Source organism: Arthrobacter sp. E70 (assembly GCF_058266945.1).
Window position 1 is genome coordinate 47,285 of record NZ_JBYQFR010000010.1, and the last position, 17,919, is coordinate 65,203.

Genomic DNA, 17,919 nt, shown 5'->3' on the forward strand with positions numbered 1-17,919 from the left:
CCTCCTATGGTCTAACCACACTGTAGGTCATGTGGTCCAACCACATCAACTACTATTTATCCATGCGGACCCACCAACTTGTCCTGTCCTGGATCGAGAACGAGCTCTCCGCCGGCCGGCTGGCCCTGGGTGGCCGGCTGCCGGCCGAACGCAGCCTGGCCGAGCACCTCAAGGTGTCGCGGACGTCCGTGCGGGAGGCCATCCGGATCCTGGAAGCCATGGGGGTGGTGCGGGCCGGCGTGGGGTCCGGTCCGGAGGCGGGGACCGTGGTCATATCGGACCCGACGGCGGCGCTCGGCTCGGCCCTGCGGCTGCATGTTGCCACGCAGCACCTGCCGGTGGCGGACATCGTGGAGACGCGGGTCCTGCTGGAGTCATGGGCTGCCGGCAGGGCGCGGCCGGACGCGCCCGAGCTCGATGAAGCGACGGACCTGCTGCAGGCCATGGAAGCCTCGGATGACCTGGATATCGGCGGCTTCCTGGCCCTCGACGTCCGCTTCCACCTGGCCCTCGCGAACGCGGCGGGCAATGCCGTAGTCAGTGCCATGATGGGCTCGCTCCGCGAAGCCATCCAGGGCTATGCGGCCGAGCTGACGTCGGGGCTGCCGGACTGGGACGCTACGGCGTCCCGGCTGCGGGCGGAGCACCGCGAGATCCTGGCGGCGATCAGGGAGGGCGACGGCGCCCGGGCGGCCACGCTGGTGGCCGCCCATATTGAGGGGTACTACAAAGAGGCCGGGCTGGCTGCGGGCCTTTAGCCGTGGACCGTGCTCCGTGGAGCCTTGGCGGGGCCGGTGCTTGCGCGCACTTCGAGCCGCGGCTGGTACCTGCTGCCCGGAGCCTCGTTTTCCTCCTTGCGGATCAGTGCCCGGAGCTGGTGCCAGGCCTGCTCGCCCAGTTCGGTGATGGGGACGGCCGCGGTGGTGAGCGCCGGCGTCGTGTATTTGGCGAATGGAATGTCGTCGAAACCTGTCACTGAGATATCGCCCGGCACGTCCACGCCGCGCTCGTGCAGGCCGCTCATTAGGCCCATGGCCACGAGGTCGTTGAAGGCCAGGATGCCGGTGGCACCGCTCGCCAGCACCGCATCCACGGCTTCGTGGCCGGTGTCGAAATCGGAGCCGCCCTCCAGCATGGTCACGTCCACCTGCGGATGCTCCGCTTTGAAGGCCTCCAGCCCCTTGAGCCGCATCCCGTTGGACGCGCTGCGCGGCGGACCGGCCAGGAAGGCCAGGCGGGTGTGGCCCAGTTCCACCAGGTGCCCTGCGATGTCCTGCACGCCCTGCCCGTAGTCCACCACCAGGCTCGGGACGTTGGGGGCGGAGGTGGTCCGGTTGATCAGCACCAGGGGATGCAGCGACGGCGCGATCTCCTCCAGCTCCGCGTCGCTCATGCGGGGTGCGCACAGCACCAGCCCATCGCAGCGGCGCCGCGCCTCGCCCGCGAGGATGGTCTCCTCGCTGGAAACCTCGAAGGAGTCGGCGATGAGGACGCGGTAACCGTCCTGGGCCGCCGCCCGGCTCAGTCCCCGCAGGATGGCCTGGAAGGTGGGGTTGGCCAGGTCCGGCACCACGATGCCGATGGTGTCGGTCTTGCCCAGGGCGAGGCTGCGGCCCACCGGGTTGGGCTGGTACTTCAGCTCGGCCGCTGCGGCGCGGACGCGGGCAGCAATGTCGGGGTCCACGGTGAAGTTGCCGTTCATGACCCGGGAAACCGTGGCGTGCGAGACTCCGGCCTTAATGGCGACATCAGCGATGCCGATCCGGCCGCTTGCCGATTTCCTGACCATGGGGAACCCTTCGTTGAGCGCTTTGGAACACAGCATATACCGGGATGGGAAAGCGATTTCTACGCTTTTCCCTGGTTTTTCCGGCCCCACTGCCGGCCATCATGCCGGTAGAGGGACCCGCGCCCTAGAAAACGCTTTCCTCCAGTGCGGAGAATGGTTGACGGAACCACGCCGGGGTTGGTAAAACTGCTATTAGCGCGGTGAGAAAGCGCTTTCTGATGCGGCGCAGCACGTGCCGCCGCCAACACCAGTGGCCGTTCCCACGGCCGGGTAATAAGCCTTCGAAAGGGACCCCATGGTCAACACAGCCGAGACGACGTCGGCCCCAGCTGCTTCCCACTCCGGCGCGCCCGCCGGCAAGGCCCGCATTGCCCTGGTCGGCACCGGCGGCCGTTCCGAAATGTACATCCGCGCCATCTTTGGCAAGCACGCGGACACGGCGGAACTGGTGGCCTTCTCCGACGTCAATCCGGGCCGCGTCGAGTTCTACCAGAAGCTCATCCAGGAAATCGGCGCCCCCGGACCCGTCGCGTCATTCGACCCGGCGGACCTCACCGCGTTCATCCAGGCCAACAACATTGACCGCCTCATCGTCACCACGCCGGACTACACCCACGCCGACTACATTGTCGAAGGGCTCCGTGCGGGCGCTGACGTCGTGGTCGAAAAGCCCTTGACCATTGACGCCGAGAGCTGCCGCCGCATCGTCCAGGCCGTGCAAGAGACCGGCCGCAACGTGGTGGTCACCTTCAACTACCGCTACTCGCCCCGCAACAGCGCGCTCAAGGAAATCATCCAAAGCGGCGTGATCGGCAAGGTTACCTCCATAGACTTCAGCTGGGTCCTGGACACTGTCCACGGCGCAGACTACTTCCGCCGCTGGCACCGCGAGAAGAAGAACTCCGGCGGCCTGCTGATCCACAAGGCGTCCCACCACTTCGACTTGGTCAACTGGTGGATCGACGATGTCCCCGAGCGCGTCTTCGCCTCCGGCGGCCTGAAGTTCTACGGCGACAAGAACGCTGCCGAGCGCGGGCTTGGTCCCCGCCCCGAACGCGGAACGCCCGACGCCGATGCCCCCGCGGGCGAAAAGGACCCGTTTGCACTCGACCTGAGGGAGGACGAACGGCTCAAGGCCCTCTTCCTGGATAACGAGCACTACGACGGCTACCGCCGCGACCAGGACGTCTTCGCCGGCGGCATCACCATCGAAGACAACCTGGCACTGGTGGTGGAGTACCAGGGCGGCCCCCGCCTGAGCTACTCACTGAACGCGCACAGCCCCTGGGAGGGCTACCGGGTGGCGGTCAACGGCACCGAGGGCCGCGCGGAGCTCGAAGTGGTGGAACGCGCCGCCGTCCTGCACAGCACGGACCAGAAGACCGTGGTTGACCCGAGCGCCACCCCGGTCGAGGAAGAGGACGCTGTCCGCCGCAACGGTGAACGCTTGGTGGTGCAGCGCCACTGGGAGGCTGCTTACGAGGTGCCGATCGTCAACGGCGAGGGCGGCCACGGCGGCGGCGACGAGCTCCTGCTCTCTGACCTCTTCAACGGTCCGGGCGAGGATCCCCTGGGCCGTCCCTCCGGGTACCTGGACGGGCTGCGGTCAGTATCCGTGGGCATCGCCGGCAACCAGTCGCTCGAAACCTCCCTGCCCGTGCGTATTGAGGACCTGGACCTCGGCGCCGACCTGCGCCGCGGCAAGTAAGGACGAACCATGAGCAGGATATTCGTTACCGGCGGGTCCGGCCGGCTGGGCAGGAGCGTTGTGGCGGGCCTGGCCCAGGCAGGCCACGACGTGGTCTCCGTTGACCGCGACGCCGTTCCCGCGGAACTGTTGCCGGCCGGCGTCGTCCAGGAGACTGCGGACCTCCTGGCGCCGGGCGAGGCGTTGCGGCTGATCGAGGCAGCAAAGCCCGACGCCGTCATCCACCTTGCCGCGATCGCCGTCCCGTTCAGTGCGCCGGAGGACGTCATTTTCGGCACCAACACGCGGCTCGCCTTCGCCGTCATCAGTGCGGCGACGGAGCTCGGGATCCCGAAGATCATCACCGCCAGCAGCCCCACAGTCCTCGGCTACGGGTGCCCCGCGGGCTGGCTGCCGCCGTCGTTCCCGCTTGACGAACGTACGCCGCCGAAGCCCTGGAACGCCTACGCCCTGTCCAAGCTCATCGCCGAGCAGACCGTGCAGATGTTTGCAGCCGCGCAGGGGGAGAGGATCCGCTACGCGTCCTTCCGGCCGTGCTTCGTGATCTCCCCGGAGGAGTGGGAAGGCGCACCCACCCAGCAGGGCCACACCCTTGCCGAGCGCCTCGTCGATCCGGCCCTGTCCGCCCCCGCACTGTTCAACTACGTGGATGCGCGGGACGTGGCGGACTTCCTGGACCTCCTGCTCGAAAAGATGGAGTCCATTCCCAACGGGGAAACGTTCTTCGTGGGGGCGGCGGACGCCCTGGCCACGGCTCCGCTGGCGGAGCTGATGCCCCGGTTCCTGCCGGGCAGCGAGGCCATCAGCGCCTGCCTTACCGGCACCAGCCCCGCGTTCTCCATCGCCAAGGCCCAGGAACTGCTGGGCTGGCAGCCGAAGCGCACCTGGCGCACCGAACTCAAGTCCCAACCGCTCAATGACGAGACCGCCGCGCTGGTGACCGCCGGCAGCGGAACCAAGGAGACACCATGAAATTCGACGGCGTACTGTTCTTCCCCGTCACCCCCTTCACCGCCGAAGGCGCCGTGGACGTGGACCTGCTCAAGGAACACATCAGCTCCCGGCTCCCGTACGGGCCCGGGGCGGTGTTCCCCGCTTGCGGCACCGGCGAATTCCACGCCCTCAGCATTGACGAGGTCCGCACGGTGGTGGCGGCCGCCGTCGAGGTTGTTGCCCGGAAAGTGCCGGTAGTGGCGGGTGCAGGCGGGCCGCTGGGCCACGCGCTCGCCGCCGCAAAGGCTGCCGAGGAAGCCGGCGCGGACGCCCTCCTGGTGCTGCCGCCCTACCTGGTGACCGGGCCCACCGACGGCCTGGTGGCCTACATCGAGGCCGTGGCCAACGCCAGCAGCCTGCCGGTCATTGTCTACCACCGCGGCAATGCGAAGTTCACTGCAGCCTCCATGGCCAGGCTGGCCGCCAACCCCAAGGTGATCGGCTTCAAGGACGGGCTCGGCGACGTGGGCCTGGCCCAGGAAATCGTGACCGCAGTCAAGGCTGCCGGCCGGGAGGACTTCGCCTTCTTCAACGGCCTGCTCACCGCGGAGCTGACCCAGGGCGCCTACCGCGGACTGGGGATCCCGCTCTACTCCTCGGCCGCTTTTGCCATGGCACCGGAAATCGCGAAGGCCTACTACGACGCCTATGTTTCGGCAGACGAGGAGCGCCGAAACGCGCTGCTTGAGGGCTTCTACGCGCCCCTGGTCCGGCTCCGTGACCAGACCCCCGGCTTCGGCGTTTCGCTGATCAAGGCCGGGCTCCGCCTGGGCGGCCTTCCCGTCGGCTCCGTGCGCCCGCCCCTGATGGACCCCACCGAGGAACAGCTGGTGCAGCTCAAGGCCATCCTCGCCAAGGGCTACGAGTTGGCCGGCCGCTGATGGGCGCCCCGGCCGCCGAAACGGTCCGCGCCGCCCCCCGCATCACCGGGCTGTCCACCCGCCTCATCACCGTTCCGCTGCGCCGGCACTGGGGTGCGGAGGCGCCCGAGAACCACGTCATCGCCACGGAAATCATGACGGACGACGGTGGCGCGGGCCATGGTTTTTCCTGGACGCCCACTATCGGTCCGCAGGCTGTCAAAGCCCTTCTCGACTACGACATCGCCCCCTTCGTCACCGGGTTGCCGGCCCACCCCGACACCGTTTGGGATTCCCTGTGGAAACGCCTGCACGAAGCCGGAAGCGGCGGGCTGACCACCATCGCGATGGCCGGCGTCGACCTTGCCCTGTGGGACCTTAAAGCACGCCAGGCCGGAACCTCCGTCACCGGCCTGCTGGGCCAGCGGCAGGAATCCGCCGAGGTCTATGGATCCGGCGTGAACCTGCACTACACGCTGGAAGAGCTCGTGGCGCAGGCAGGGCGGTGGGTTTCCGCCGGCCACCAGGCGGTGAAGATCAAGGTGGGCAAGCCGGACATCCGCGAGGACTACGAACGCGTCCAGGCGGTGCGCTCCGTCCTGGGCCCGGACCGGAAGCTGATGATCGACGCCAACCAGCGCTGGGACCTGCCCACCACCTTCCGGGCGCTGGACGTGCTCTCAGAATTCGGGCTGGAGTGGCTGGAAGAGCCACTCAGGGCGGACGACCTGTGGGCCTACCGGCGGCTGCGCAAGCACTCGCCGGTGCCCATCGCCCTGGGCGAAAACCTGCACACCATCTACCGGTTCCGCGATTTCATTGAGGCGGAGGCGGTGGACATCATCCAGCCAAACATCATCCGGGTGGGGGGCATCACCCCGTTCCGGCGGATCGTGGAGCTGGCCCGGACCCACAGCATCAAGGTGATGCCGCACCTGCTGCCGGAACTGTCAGGGCAGCTGGCACTGACCCTTGCGGAGCCCACCCTGGTGGAGGACGTTGAGGAGGCGTCTTTCGAGCAATTGGACATCCTGGACGGGCCGTCGCCGGTGCGGTTCAGTAACAGCCGCGTGACCCTGGCGGACCAACCCGGGCTGGGCTTCCGCTTCCGGGACGCACTGTAACCCCGGGACGCACTGTAACAACGTACGTACACCCACAGAACAGGTAGCTGACGTGACAACTGCAACCCTTTCCCTGTCCGGGCTCACGGCCGCTGCAACGCAGGCCGCCCGAATTTCCGCGGCCGCATCCGACGCCGAGCGCGCCGCCTGGCTCACGGCGGTGGCTGACGCGCTGGACGCCAACGCCGCCGAGCTGGTGGGGATCGCCGATGCCGAGACCAGCCTGGGCGCCGCCCGCCTCACCGGCGAGGTGGCCCGCACCAGCGGCCAGCTTCGCCTGTTCGCCCGCGTGATCACCGAGGGCTCCTACCTCGAAGCCATCATCGATCACGCGGACCCATCCGCCACGCCGCCCAGGCCCGACCTGCGCCGCATCCTCCGGCCCATTGGCCCGGTGGCCGTGTTCTCGGCGTCGAATTTCCCGTTCGCGTTCTCGGTGGCCGGTGGCGACACCGCTTCTGCGCTGGCTGTGGGCTGCTCCGTGATTGTTAAAGCCCACTCGGGCCACCTGCGCCTCTCCGAGCGGACCGCAGAGATCGTTGCGGACGCACTCCGCGGCGCGGGGGCTCCGGACGGGCTGTTCGCGCTGGTCAGCGGCCGCGAGGTGGGAAAGGCGCTCGTCCAGGACCCTGCCATCAAGGCTGTCGGCTTCACCGGCTCCATCCCGGGGGGCCGTGCCCTGTTCGACCTGGCGGTATCGCGCCCGGAGCCCATCCCGTTCTACGGCGAACTGGGCAGCCTCAATCCCGTGGTCATTACCGCAGCGGCACTCGCTGAGCGCGGGAGCGAACTCGCGGCCGGCCTGGCAGGGTCCTTCACCCTGGGCGCCGGCCAGTTCTGCACCAAGCCAGGCCTTGTCTTCATCCCGGCCGGGACGAAGTTCGCCGCGGAACTCGCCGAGGCCAGCAAGGACAAGCCGGCACACGTCATGCTGACCAGCAGGATCGCCGAGGCCTACCCGGACGGGCTTCGCAGCTTCGCCTCCGTGGAGGGCGTGGAGGTGGTCAGCGGCAGCGTGGACCAGGACGCCGTGGCCAACGGCGCCGCTCCGGTGGTCTTTTCCACCAGTGCCGCGAGGGTTCTGGAGCGCCCGGAGCAGCTGCTCGAGGAGTGCTTCGGGCCCACCACCATCCTCATCGAATACCAGGACCAGGCCGAACTGTCCGCGGTCCTGGCCAGGGTGCCGGGCAGCCTGACCGCCACCCTGCACGCCCAGCCCGGCGAGGATACCGCAGCCCTGGTGGAGCAGCTCTCCGGGCTCGCTGGACGCGTCCTGTTCGGCGGCTGGCCCACCGGTGTGGCCGTGAACTGGGCCCAGCAGCACGGCGGTCCGTACCCGGCCACCACCTCGCTGTTCACCTCAGTGGGCGCGACGGCGGTCCGACGGTTCCAGCGTCCCGTCGCCTACCAGGACGCCCCGGAAGCGGTGCTGCATCCGGCACTGCGCGAGGACAACCCGCTGGGCATCCCGCGCCGGGTTGACGGGGAGCTGCAGCTTCCCTAATCAGCCAAGAAGACCCGGAACCTTTCGGTTCCGGGTCTTCTTCGTGCCTTGGGTCCTACAGCTGCAGCGCCACGGGCCGCTGCAGCCCGTTCACCGCGGCGGTGGGCCAGCGCGGATCCACCGTCAGCACCTGCATCCCCGACTCGGTGAGCTGCACCGTGTCCTCGATTTTGACGCCGGGACCCGACGGGTTCCACGTGAAGGTCTGGCCCTGCACCACGGTGTCCGTGACGGCGAACGTGACCCGGGGGTCGCGGCCCGCGTAACCGGCCGGGCCGCCCTGGTGGTGCTGCTCCCACTGGTCCGCCCCGAAACCGTGCCGCACATAGGACGCCTTGATCTCGGCGAAGATCCCGTCCAGCCGGGCGCCCGGGACCGTGGCGTCGAAGACGTCCGCCTCCACTGCCGCGATGCGGGCCTCGGCGTCGCGCTCTTCCGGGGTGCCGGCGTCGAACCTTACCCAGCGGGTGATGTTGGCGACCAGTCCGTCCCTGCGGGCACAGACCACGGCCATCGCCCGGCGGCCCAGGGGGGAGTGGGTGGCCAACGGGTGCCTGAATCCGCTCCGGGAGCTGCCATTGCACAGGAGGACCAGCGGCTCGGCGCCGGCGGCCACCACCCGGGCCGCCAGCGCCGAGGCCACCTCGAATTCCGTCGTGTCCGGGGTGGTGGCGGACAGGACGCCGGTCATGATGGCGGCCAGCTCCCCGCACAGCCGGGCATACCGGGCGCTTTCCGCCGGAAGCAGCTGCTGGCGGGCGGCCCGCAGTTCGGCAGCCACCTCGGCTTCGGCCAACGGAACCCCGGTGCCGTTCCCGACGGCGGCGGCCGCCTGGTGGAGGTTGCCGTGCCAGGGCACCGTGTGGAGGTTGACCCCGGGCGGGAGCTCCTCGGCCGCGATCCGGCCTGCCTCGTTGTTGAACGTCACCAGGTGGTCGCCGCCGCGGTCCACCAGCACAGCGGCGATCGGGTCGCCGGCCAGGCTGATGTGCACCCGGCTGCCGTCCAGGTACCAGGTCAGCGCGGTGTGCGTGGTGAGGAGCAGCGAGTCCCGGCCTGCCGCGTCCAGGATGTCCAGGACGCGCTGGCGCTTGACGGCCCGGTCAGCCGGCGAGGCCGGCGCCCGGCGCGCCTGGACCTGGCGGCCGGGTGCAGCTGCAGTTTGCGTCATGACGGGTCCCCCTGCTGGTTGATCAAAGCTTCGATGTCGGGGGTGGCCAGCTTCCCGTCGGCCACGAAAACGGTGATGCCCCGCTGCACCGGGCTGCCGGGCTCTGCGATGACGGGCCTGTCCCAGGCCAGCGACTGCCCCACGCCCGGGTAGCCGTCCACGCGGACGAACCATGGGTCCGTTGCGCCTTCCGGGGCCACGAAGACCAAGGTGGCCGGACCGGCGTCGAACGTTCCTGGCCCGCCGAATTTTCCTGACCATGAGAGCCAGCGCGTGGTGCTGCCGTGGGTTTCCGCCTCGCCGCTGCCGGCGGGCGTCCACACCATGGCGTCGGCGCATGCGGGCAGCCGCCAGAAGAAGCCGCCGTAGCCGCCCCCAGAGCGGCCGTTGGACCCCGGGCTGCCCAGGCTGACCGGTTTGTCGCCGGCGGGGGAGAGCGCGAAGTCCAGGGACAGGCGCCAGATGGAGGGCGCGACGCCGGACCACGCCCAGGTGCGCTCCTCCAGCAGGACGGGGGTGCCGTCCGGGCCGTTCCAGCTGAGGGACTCCTGCAGCTTTCCTTCCGGACCCCCCGGCCGGGCCTCGGTGTCCTCAACAGGGGTACCGGTGACGGCGATGCTGCCGTGGTCGGGCCGCCAGATGTACTGGCCGGCTTCTCGGGTGTAGGTGCGGCCGCCCCAGAAGTTCACTCCGTCCACGTCCTGCAGGGCCACCCCGGCTCCGAGGTGCCAGACGTGGTCCAGCGGCTGGTGGTCGGTCACCACTGTGCCGTTCAGCGTCCGGACCGGATGCAGATAGGGCCGCGGCGAGGAGACGGCCCGGATGTGGCTGCCGTCCTGGTACCCGGCCACGGGACGGCCGTCCACGGTGAAGGTGCGGGCCGGCGGAAGCTGCCGTGCCCAGGGCGTGCCGAGTTCGGCGAAGGTTGCCTGCGCCTTGATGGCACGGTCCAGCTGGTCGCTGATGCCATGCACCACCGGGTGGGCGTCGTCGCCCTCGCCTTCCCAGGAGACGTGCGCGGCGTCAATCGAAGCTGGTACGGGGGCGGTCCGGATGGCTTCCAGGACGGCGGTGAAAGCACCGGTGTCCTCCAGGGCGCAGAGCAGGGGCGCCCCCGTCGACCGGGCGTCCAGGAGGTTCTCCAGCAGGTCGGTGCGGCTGAAGTTCTCGCGGCGCTCGCCGTCGGGGGTGGTGATGACCACCTCGTCCCGCGTGTAGTAGAGGGTGATTTCGCCGAGGGTGCCGTGCACCGTGACGGAAGGGTCCAGCTGTTCGGGGCCGCAGAGCGTGAGGGCGCACAGCAGTGTTGTTCCATGCGCGGTGCGGATCCGCAGCACGGACGTGTCGTCGCTTTCGGTATCGTGCGCACGGTAAAGGTCGGTTTCGACGGACGCGACGTCAGCAAGCGTGTGGGCTCCTGCAATGTGCAGGGCGGTGGCCACGGCGTGGGCCAGCGCATTGGTGGCCACACCATCCACCACGTCCACACCGTCCAGGCTGCGCTTGCCCGCCCAGCGTGAGCGTTTGAAGTATGCCTTGCTCCGCACCCACTGGCCGGTGGCGCTGATGCCCAGGACGTCGCCGATTCCCCGCGACGCCACGAGTTCAGCGATCGCGGGCAGGGCAGCGGACCCCAGGCTTTGGAAGCCCACCTGGACCAGCCGGCCTGCATTCCGGGCAGCCGCCAGTACGTCCTCGAACTGGGCCAGGGAAGCCACCGGGGGCTTCTCCACATAGACGTCCATGCCCGCCGACAATGCCGCAATGGCCAGTGGCGCGTGCGTCTGGATGGGAGTGGCGAGGATGGCGACATCGATGTCCGGCTGTGCGGCCAGCAGCGCGGCGAGGTCGGGGAACACTGCGACCGATTCGGCGAGGGTGCCGGGCTGGGGCGGGTTGGGGTCGGCGACGGCCACCAGTTCCACCCTCCCCGCCTCCTGCAGCCGCGCCAGGTTGGCCAGGTGCTGTTCGCCGAACCCGTGGACGCCTACGAGCGCGATGGTGGGAACGGCAGTGGAAAGGGTGCCGGAACCCGGCAGGCTGCCGGGTTCCGGGGCGGAGTGCTGAGGGGTCACGGGGTTCCTAGGAGGTGTTGGTCGGGGTCTGCGGCTGAAGGTTCCAGCGTTGCGGCCAGGAAGTCGAGGGCTTCATCCTGCATGGCGGACGTGAAGACGTGGCCGCCGGGCCAGAAGCTGCCCGTGTAGCGGGAGGCTTGATGCAGGGACTCCAGCACCTGGTGGGCCCGGCGCATGCCGTCCTCCGGGAAGAGCTGGTCCGCCAGGGCATACTGCACCAAGAATGCGGCCGTGGCTGCGCGGGTGGTGAGCTCGGGCCAGTCGCCAAGCTTCCACAGCCCGGGAGTTTGCAGCAGCCAGGAGTGGGCGTCAAGGTATGCGGGCAGCAAAGACTCGAAGGTGGTCATCATGCAGGCCACCACCGACGCGCGCACCCGGGAATCGAGGGCGGCCAAGGCCAGCGAACGGCCCCCACCCCCGGAGAAGCCGATGCAGCCGAGCCGGGAGCCGTCCACACCGGGCATCGCTGCCAGGATGTCCAGGGCAGCGAGGTCGTCGTACGCCACCATGCCGGCCAGACTGGTGCCGAGCAGCCCTGCGGTCTTGGCAATGGTCTCCTCGTGGAAACCCGCAGCGGCGTTGTAGTCGTCCGCCTCGGAAGGTACGACGCCGTCCTGCCGCCATTGCGCCCGCCGCGCCTCCATCGCGGACGCCGTGCGCCACGGGGGAGTGGAGAGGTCGAATCTGCGGCTGCCCCAGGCGAAGGAATCGTGGGCAAGTACGGCGAAACCACGGCGTGCCGTCTCTGTGGCCAGCGCCCGTCCGTCATAGTGTCCTGCACGGGCGGCGGCAGCGGACGGCTGGTTTGCCGGCAGCTCCACGAGCCGGTCCGCGCCGCCGAACTTGTTCCCGCCGTGGCAGTGCAGGGCCAGGATCCCCGGCAAGGGCCCGGAGCGTCCGGCCGGGCGGACCAGCCAACCCGTAGTGCGCGGCCCGAAGCCCAACTGCCAGCTCAGCTGGGAGGTAGTGACGCCGTCGTACGTTTCTTCCCAGTGGACGGTGACCGCCGGCAGCCCGGACGAGGCAGGAACCCCAAGGGCATCCGCCAGCTCCTGCGCCTGGGGAGTGGGAGCGATGTGGCGGGGATGGTCCCGGACGTAGCCGGGCCAGTCCTCGTAGCCGGCGAGGGCGCTGGGCCGTGTTGCCTCATCCACCTGGCTGCCTCCTTTCGTCGGGCTCCGATGTTCCACATCCGTTCGCAGCGGCCGCGCGGGGGTTGTGTCTTGCCCCTCATTATGGTGTGCCCTGCGCAGGTCCGCACGTAATAATGGGAGCGGAAGAAAACGCTTTCTGAAAAACTAGCAAAGGGCTATACACGAGTCAAGAAACCGTTTACTTTGGTACGGAGCCGCTTTTCGCAGCCATCCCCGGCGGCAGCCGAAAGCCCCCCCGCAGTGCCTTAGCGGCGGAGGAGCCAGCGCCGGGAGACGACTCACCCCATCGCCCCGGCGGTGGCCAGAATTTCAGGCCACGATGACCAAAGGAGACCACATGGCCGCACAACACATTCCGAGGACGCTCCGGCTGGCAGTAACGCCAGCCGCGGGCCTGGCGCGCGGAACGGAGCAGTCCGCGTGAGCGCCATCAGCGAACTTTCCTCTTTGAGTCGGCGGAAGGGCAAGGCTACCGCTGCGGAAAAGAAGGCGAACAGCCGCGACAATAAGGCCGCCTACATCTTCCTGCTGCCTTGGTTGGTAGGCCTGGTGGCCATCACCATCGGCCCGATGCTGATGTCCCTCTACCTTTCCTTCACTGACTACAACCTGCTGCAGCCCCCGGAATGGACCGGGCTGGATAACTTTACCCGGATGCTCAGCGACGCCCGGTTGCATAATTCCCTGCGGGTCACCTTCACCTATGTGTTTGTCGGCGTTCCGCTGCAGCTGGCCGTGGCGCTCCTGATCGCACTCGTCCTGGACAAGGGGCTGCGTGGCCTCCCGTTCTACCGTTCTGTGTTCTACTTGCCGTCCCTGCTGGGCGGCTCGGTGGCCGTGGCCATCCTGTGGAAGCAGATCTTTGGCACCACCGGCCTGGTCAACCAGGTCCTGGCAATGTTCGGCATCCAGGGTCCCGGCTGGATTTCGGACCCCAGCACGGCCCTCGGTTCCATCATCCTGCTGCACGTGTGGACGTTCGGCGCCCCGATGATCATCTTCCTGGCCGGGCTGCGCCAGATCCCCAACATGTACTACGAGGCCGCCAGGGTGGATGGTGCCACCACGCTCCAGCAGTTCTGGCGGATCACGCTTCCCATGCTGAGCCCCATCATCTTCTTCAACCTGGTGCTGCAGATCATCGGTTCGTTCCAGTCATTCACGCAGGCGTTCATCGTCTCCGGCGGCAACGGCGGTCCGTCCGACTCCACCATGTTCTTCACCCTGTACCTCTACCAAAAGGGCTTCGGCCAGTTCGACATGGGCTATGCCTCGGCCATGGCATGGGTGCTGCTGCTCATCATCGGCGTGTTCACCGCCATCAACTTCATCGCTTCTAAGTATTGGGTTTTCTATGACGACTAAGCTGGAGACGCTGCCCGCCCCGGACAGGAAGTCCGCAGGCGCCGGCAAGCCTACGAACCGCAAGCCCCGGGTCCGTGAGTCCCGTGGAACGCTGGCCTTCAGCCGCGCCCAGCGGGGCAAATCGCTGATGAAGCACGGCATTCTTATCCTGGCCGGCGGCCTGATGATCTATCCGCTGCTGTGGATGGTGGTGTCCTCGCTGCGCCCCAACGAGCTGATCTTCCGGGAGCCGGGCCTGTGGCTCAACAGCCTGGAAATGAGCAACTACACCTCCGGCTGGTCCGCCCTCACGCACCCGTTCGGCCACTACATGCTCAACTCCGCGATCGTGGTGATCGGCTCGATCCTGGGAAACCTGGTCTCGTGCTCCATGGCTGCCTACGCGTTTGCCCGTCTGCAGTTCACGGGCAAGAAGCTGTTCTTCGGCATCATGCTCCTGACCATCATGCTGCCGTTCCACGTGGTCATCGTTCCGCAGTACATCCTGTTTTCCCAGATTGGATGGGTGAACACCTTCTGGCCGCTGCTGGTTCCGAAGCTGCTCGCCACGGACGCATTCTTTGTGTTCCTCATGGTGCAGTTCATCCGTGGCATTCCCCGCGAGCTGGACGAGGCGGCGAGGATCGACGGCGCCGGCCATCCGCGCATCTTCCTGCGCGTCATCCTGCCGCTGATGGTGCCGGCGCTGGCCACCACCACCATCTTCACGTTCATCTGGACCTGGAATGACTTCTTCGGAGCCTTGATTTACCTCACGGACCCTGACATGTTCACGGTTCCGGTCGCGCTGCGGGCCTTCGTGGACTCCCAGTCTGCGACGAGCTGGGGATCCCTGTTCGCCATGTCCATCGTGTCCCTGCTGCCCGTGTTCCTGGTTTTCCTCTTCGGCCAGCGGTTCCTCATCAAGGGCATCGCCACCACCGGCATCAAGTAGCAGTTCTGCTGAAGCTTGCCCTGGCGGCCCGCCCTGAAGGCGGGCCGCCAGGCCGTTCCCGAGGGAAAGATTCCCGCCGCCGAGACATCTTGTACTACAAGTACATCACTTGTAACCTTAGATGCAGAAAGCGCTTTCCAGCTTCTCGGAGCCCTCGCCGAACTCCAACCACATCCCCCGAGATCAACGAAGATCGGAGTACACAGTGCCGCTTTTTTCCAGTCCTGCGTCTGCAGCAAGGCAGCCGGCAGGAAAACCCTCATCGGGCCCCTCCCGGCGCGCCCGTACAGCAGGTGCAGTCGCCGCCGCCGTCGTAGCCGTCATGGCCCTCAGTGCCTGCGGTGGGGGAGCCTCGCCGCAGAATGCCGATGGCACCGTCGAGCTTCGCTTCTCCTGGTGGGGCGGCGACAAGCGCGCCCAGCTGACGCAGGAGGCCATCAAGCAGTTCGAGGCCGAGAACCCCAAGATCAAGATCAAGCCGGAATTCGGCGACTGGAGCGGCTACTGGGACAAGCTCGCCACCCAGGTGGCGGCCAATGATGCCCCGGACATCATCCAGATGGACGAAAAGTACATTACGGAGTATTCCAGCCGGGGCGCCCTCCTGGACCTGTCCAAGTACGACATCGACACCTCCAAGCTCGACGAGGCTGCCCTCAATGCCGGCAAGGGCGAGAAGGGGCTGACGGGAATCGCAGCCGGCATTAACGCCGCCACCATTCTGGCTAACCCGGCCGTCTTCCAGGCTGCCGGTGTCCCGCTCCCGGATGACTCGACATGGACCTGGGAGGACTTCGGGCGCATCGCAGCCGAGATCACGGCGAAATCGCCCAAGGGCACCTATGGTGCGGCGGCGTACGGAACGGACGAAGCGTCCCTGGGCGTGTGGCTCCGGCAGAACGGCAAGTCCCTCTACACGTCCGACGGCAAGCTGGGCTTCGAGCCGGGCGACATTGCCGAGTGGTGGGCCTTCCTGAAAAAGCTGAGCCAGGACAAAGCCGTGCCCTCCGCCTCCGAGGTGGTCGAAGCCGAGGCTGCGCCCCTTGACCAGAGCGGCCTGGCGACCGGTAAGAACGCCATGGCCTTCTGGTGGTCCAACCAGGCCCCGGCGCTGGAGAAGGCATCCGGCGGCGACTTGAAGATCCTGCGCTTCCCCACCAAGACCGGCTCCGCTGATGACGCAGGCCTCTGGTACAAGGCATCCCAGTTCTGGTCCGCCTCCTCGCGCACTAAGCACCCGCAGGAGACGGCGAAGTTCATCAACTTCCTCACCAACAACGTCAAGGCCGGCGAGGCCCTCCTGGCCGACCGCGGCGTTTACCCTAACTCCGACGTGCGGGCGGCAATCCAGCCCAAGCTGACCCCGGCCGACGTCAAGGTGGTCTCCTTCATCGACCAGATCAAGGACGAACTCGGCGAGGCCCCGGCGCCGCCGCCGAAGGGCGCAGGCGCCATTCAGGAAATCATCAAGCGGTACACCTCGGAGGTCCTGTTTGAGCGGCTGTCGCCCGAGGATGCAGGCAAGAAGGCGACCGACGAGATGAAGTCGGCCATCGCCGGCTAGTCTTTCCGCAGTTAGCCTTCCTGCCGTCCGACGGCGGATGGCAGCTCCACCCCGGCAGGAACCACGGTTCCTTCCGGGGTGGAGTTGTTTAATTGCCGGCTTGGATGTTGATCACGTGGGAGCCTTACGGAACGCCGGTCTTGAGGGCGGTGCCACGCTTCCGCCCACGAATGCGTGGCGGTATTACCCTCCCTACATGGACGGCATTGGGAGGCAGGGCTTGTTCAGCTGTGGATGGGCAGGCGGCGTAACGATGCTGGTCTGGCCCAGTAAGTGCTGTTCCCGGCAGTGGCGGGGCGGTTGATCGGTAGGTGCGGCCCGTTGGGGTAGTCGTGGTGACGGTGTGGCGTGGCCCGGGAACCGGCTTCGCGGTCCAGCCGGGGGTTTCTTTGGTGTGGTTGCACGCTTCGCAGAGGCCTTGGCCGTTGCCTGCGGTGGTGAGGCCGCCGTTCTGCCAGGACATGATGTGGTCGTGATGGCGGAGGGGGGCGTCGCAGTAGGGGGTGCGGCAGGTGTCGTCCCTGATCTGGAGGAAGCGCTTCAACCCGGGTGGGAAGAGCCGGGCCCTGGAGTCCACCCCCACAAGCTCCCCGGTGCCCGGCGCGGTGTAGAGCCGGCGGAGGAAGAGGTTGAGCTCATGCACGCCTGCGTCACTCTTGCCGGCGTCATTTCGGGCGGCGCCAGCTGTGGCTGCGTCAGCTGTGCCGTTTTTGCCGGTGAGGGCGAGTTCGCGGGCGGTTGCTGCGGGGATGGTGCCGTAGCCGGGGAGGCGTGCGGGTTCGGCGTCGGCTTGGAGGAGGGTGCGGTCGGTCATGACGAGCTGGATCTCCACCCCGCTGATGCCGCCGGGGGTGCCGGTGAGGCGTTCGACGAGGGTGTCGGCCATGACCTGCCCGCGGGACCGGTCATCCCCTGCCGGGCGGGCGGTGTCGGCGTCCCGGGCGAGGGCGGCGTAGGCGGCGACGCCCTGCGCGGCGGGCAGCAGCGCGGTGAGGTAGGTCATGGTGTCCGGTGCCGGGCGCAGGCTCACGCACCGCTCGCCCACGGCCCGGGCCGCACGCTTGGCAACGGACGCGGGGTCCCGCCGGTACGCGGCGGCACGGACCGCGGCGATGATGGCGCGGTCGCCGGCGCCGTGGAGGGTGCCGGTGTCGGCGGCGAGTTCCTCGTCCACCGCGGCACTGTCGCCGGCGGACAGGCAGATGGTTTCCTTCACGACCAGGGTGGTCCGCCACTCATTCAGCCGGCCGGCCCGGAAAGCGGCGAACGTGTGCGGCATCCCGGTCAGCGCGTTCGCCAGGCCCAGCAGCCGCGAACCCTTCGCCGGCGACTCCCCCCGCGCCAGCGCAATCTGCGCCGCAACCCCGGCACCCTGTTCATCGGCCGGTACCCCGGCCGCGGCGTGCTCCCTGCGTTGCCACAGGTCAAAAGCAACAGCGGCCTGAGCCTGCCAGGCGCCGGCCAGGCACTTCAGGTCCTCCAGTGCGCGGATCTGGTCGATCAAACCCGGGCCATCAGCAGCAAGCGGAGCGGAACGCAGCAAGGCCAGGACATCTGCAACGGTGCGCGGGGCAGCAACAGCCGCGACAGGGGTTGTGGACGGAAGTGTGTCAGCAGCAGACGGGGCGTGAATCAACGGCGCCACTTCCGCCTCCGCCAATTCCAAAACCGCTTCCAT

At 67.9% G+C, this 17,919-nt stretch carries 14 protein-coding genes; 9 read left to right on the forward strand and 5 right to left on the reverse strand.

Features of this window, described 5'->3' with window-relative positions; genetic code table 11:
• Positions 1-29 precede the first annotated feature (29 nt).
• Positions 30-758, forward strand: coding sequence for a FadR/GntR family transcriptional regulator (locus AC3IMC_RS13920; RefSeq protein ID WP_490919128.1), 729 nt, complete (start codon positions 30-32; stop codon positions 756-758).
• Here AC3IMC_RS13920 and AC3IMC_RS13925 read toward each other — a convergent pair.
• Positions 755-1,789 (reverse strand): LacI family DNA-binding transcriptional regulator, encoded by a 1,035-nt coding sequence (locus AC3IMC_RS13925; RefSeq protein ID WP_490919129.1) that lies wholly within the window; start codon positions 1,787-1,789, stop codon positions 755-757. The genes AC3IMC_RS13920 and AC3IMC_RS13925 overlap by 4 nt on opposite strands.
• A 295-nt stretch (positions 1,790-2,084) precedes the next feature.
• On the opposite strand from AC3IMC_RS13925, the gene AC3IMC_RS13930 reads away from it, so the two are divergent.
• From AC3IMC_RS13930 to AC3IMC_RS13950, 5 genes are read left to right on the forward strand one after another with little or no spacing between them, the layout of a single operon-like run.
• Positions 2,085-3,497 (forward strand): Gfo/Idh/MocA family protein, encoded by a 1,413-nt coding sequence (locus tag AC3IMC_RS13930; RefSeq protein WP_490919130.1) that lies wholly within the window; start codon positions 2,085-2,087, stop codon positions 3,495-3,497.
• 9 nt (positions 3,498-3,506) lie between these two features.
• Positions 3,507-4,469: an NAD-dependent epimerase/dehydratase family protein gene (locus AC3IMC_RS13935; RefSeq protein WP_490919131.1), complete on the forward strand. Its 963-nt coding sequence runs from the start codon at positions 3,507-3,509 to the stop codon at positions 4,467-4,469.
• Complete coding sequence (locus AC3IMC_RS13940) at positions 4,466-5,371, forward strand: 5-dehydro-4-deoxyglucarate dehydratase (RefSeq protein WP_490919132.1); 906 nt, start codon at positions 4,466-4,468, stop codon at positions 5,369-5,371. Before AC3IMC_RS13935 ends, AC3IMC_RS13940 begins: the two co-directional genes overlap by 4 nt.
• The gene (locus AC3IMC_RS13945; RefSeq protein ID WP_490919133.1) at positions 5,371-6,474 is read left to right on the forward strand and encodes a mandelate racemase/muconate lactonizing enzyme family protein; all 1,104 of its coding nucleotides are present in this window, start codon (positions 5,371-5,373) and stop codon (positions 6,472-6,474) included. The genes AC3IMC_RS13940 and AC3IMC_RS13945 overlap by 1 nt, the downstream gene beginning before the upstream one ends.
• A gap of 52 nt (positions 6,475-6,526) precedes the next feature.
• Entirely contained in the window at positions 6,527-7,978 is a 1,452-nt protein-coding gene (locus tag AC3IMC_RS13950) for an aldehyde dehydrogenase (NADP(+)) (protein WP_490919134.1), read from the forward strand.
• A gap of 55 nt (positions 7,979-8,033) precedes the next feature.
• On the opposite strand, the gene AC3IMC_RS13955 is transcribed toward AC3IMC_RS13950, so the two are convergent.
• The 3 genes from AC3IMC_RS13955 to AC3IMC_RS13965 are packed head-to-tail and all read right to left on the reverse strand — an operon-like array spanning position 8,034 to position 12,378.
• A complete protein-coding gene (locus AC3IMC_RS13955; RefSeq protein ID WP_490919135.1) occupies positions 8,034-9,149 on the reverse strand; it encodes a M24 family metallopeptidase in 1,116 nt (371 codons plus the stop codon).
• Positions 9,146-11,224 (reverse strand): DUF6807 family protein, encoded by a 2,079-nt coding sequence (locus AC3IMC_RS13960; protein ID WP_490919136.1) that lies wholly within the window; start codon positions 11,222-11,224, stop codon positions 9,146-9,148. The genes AC3IMC_RS13955 and AC3IMC_RS13960 overlap by 4 nt, the downstream gene beginning before the upstream one ends.
• A complete protein-coding gene (locus AC3IMC_RS13965; RefSeq protein WP_490919137.1) occupies positions 11,221-12,378 on the reverse strand; it encodes an acetylxylan esterase in 1,158 nt (385 codons plus the stop codon). Before AC3IMC_RS13965 ends, AC3IMC_RS13960 begins: the two co-directional genes overlap by 4 nt.
• Before the next feature lie 420 nt (positions 12,379-12,798).
• Between AC3IMC_RS13965 and AC3IMC_RS13970 the strand changes: the two genes are divergently transcribed.
• From AC3IMC_RS13970 to AC3IMC_RS13980, 3 genes are all read left to right on the forward strand, one after another.
• Entirely contained in the window at positions 12,799-13,743 is a 945-nt protein-coding gene (locus AC3IMC_RS13970) for a carbohydrate ABC transporter permease (RefSeq protein WP_490919138.1), read from the forward strand.
• On the forward strand, positions 13,733-14,677 hold the full coding sequence (locus AC3IMC_RS13975; protein ID WP_490919139.1) for a carbohydrate ABC transporter permease: 945 nt from the start codon (positions 13,733-13,735) through the stop codon (positions 14,675-14,677). Before AC3IMC_RS13970 ends, AC3IMC_RS13975 begins: the two co-directional genes overlap by 11 nt.
• A gap of 205 nt (positions 14,678-14,882) precedes the next feature.
• Positions 14,883-16,241: an ABC transporter substrate-binding protein gene (locus AC3IMC_RS13980; protein ID WP_490919140.1), complete on the forward strand. Its 1,359-nt coding sequence runs from the start codon at positions 14,883-14,885 to the stop codon at positions 16,239-16,241.
• Positions 16,242-16,365: 124 nt separating this feature from the next.
• Here AC3IMC_RS13980 and AC3IMC_RS13985 read toward each other — a convergent pair whose 3' ends face one another.
• Positions 16,366-17,919: an HNH endonuclease gene (locus AC3IMC_RS13985; RefSeq protein WP_490919141.1), complete on the reverse strand. Its 1,554-nt coding sequence runs from the start codon at positions 17,917-17,919 to the stop codon at positions 16,366-16,368.

Coding starts and splice junctions, on each gene's coding strand:
- AC3IMC_RS13920 (WP_490919128.1), top strand. CDS start 30: ATGTGGTCCAACCACATCAACTACTATTTATCCATGCGGACCCACCAA.
- AC3IMC_RS13925 (WP_490919129.1), bottom strand. CDS start 1,789: ATGGTCAGGAAATCGGCAAGCGGCCGGATCGGCATCGCTGATGTCGCC.
- AC3IMC_RS13930 (WP_490919130.1), top strand. CDS start 2,085: ATGGTCAACACAGCCGAGACGACGTCGGCCCCAGCTGCTTCCCACTCC.
- AC3IMC_RS13935 (WP_490919131.1), top strand. CDS start 3,507: ATGAGCAGGATATTCGTTACCGGCGGGTCCGGCCGGCTGGGCAGGAGC.
- AC3IMC_RS13940 (WP_490919132.1), top strand. CDS start 4,466: ATGAAATTCGACGGCGTACTGTTCTTCCCCGTCACCCCCTTCACCGCC.
- AC3IMC_RS13945 (WP_490919133.1), top strand. CDS start 5,371: ATGGGCGCCCCGGCCGCCGAAACGGTCCGCGCCGCCCCCCGCATCACC.
- AC3IMC_RS13955 (WP_490919135.1), bottom strand. CDS start 9,149: ATGACGCAAACTGCAGCTGCACCCGGCCGCCAGGTCCAGGCGCGCCGG.
- AC3IMC_RS13975 (WP_490919139.1), top strand. CDS start 13,733: ATGACGACTAAGCTGGAGACGCTGCCCGCCCCGGACAGGAAGTCCGCA.
- AC3IMC_RS13985 (WP_490919141.1), bottom strand. CDS start 17,919: ATGGAAGCGGTTTTGGAATTGGCGGAGGCGGAAGTGGCGCCGTTGATT.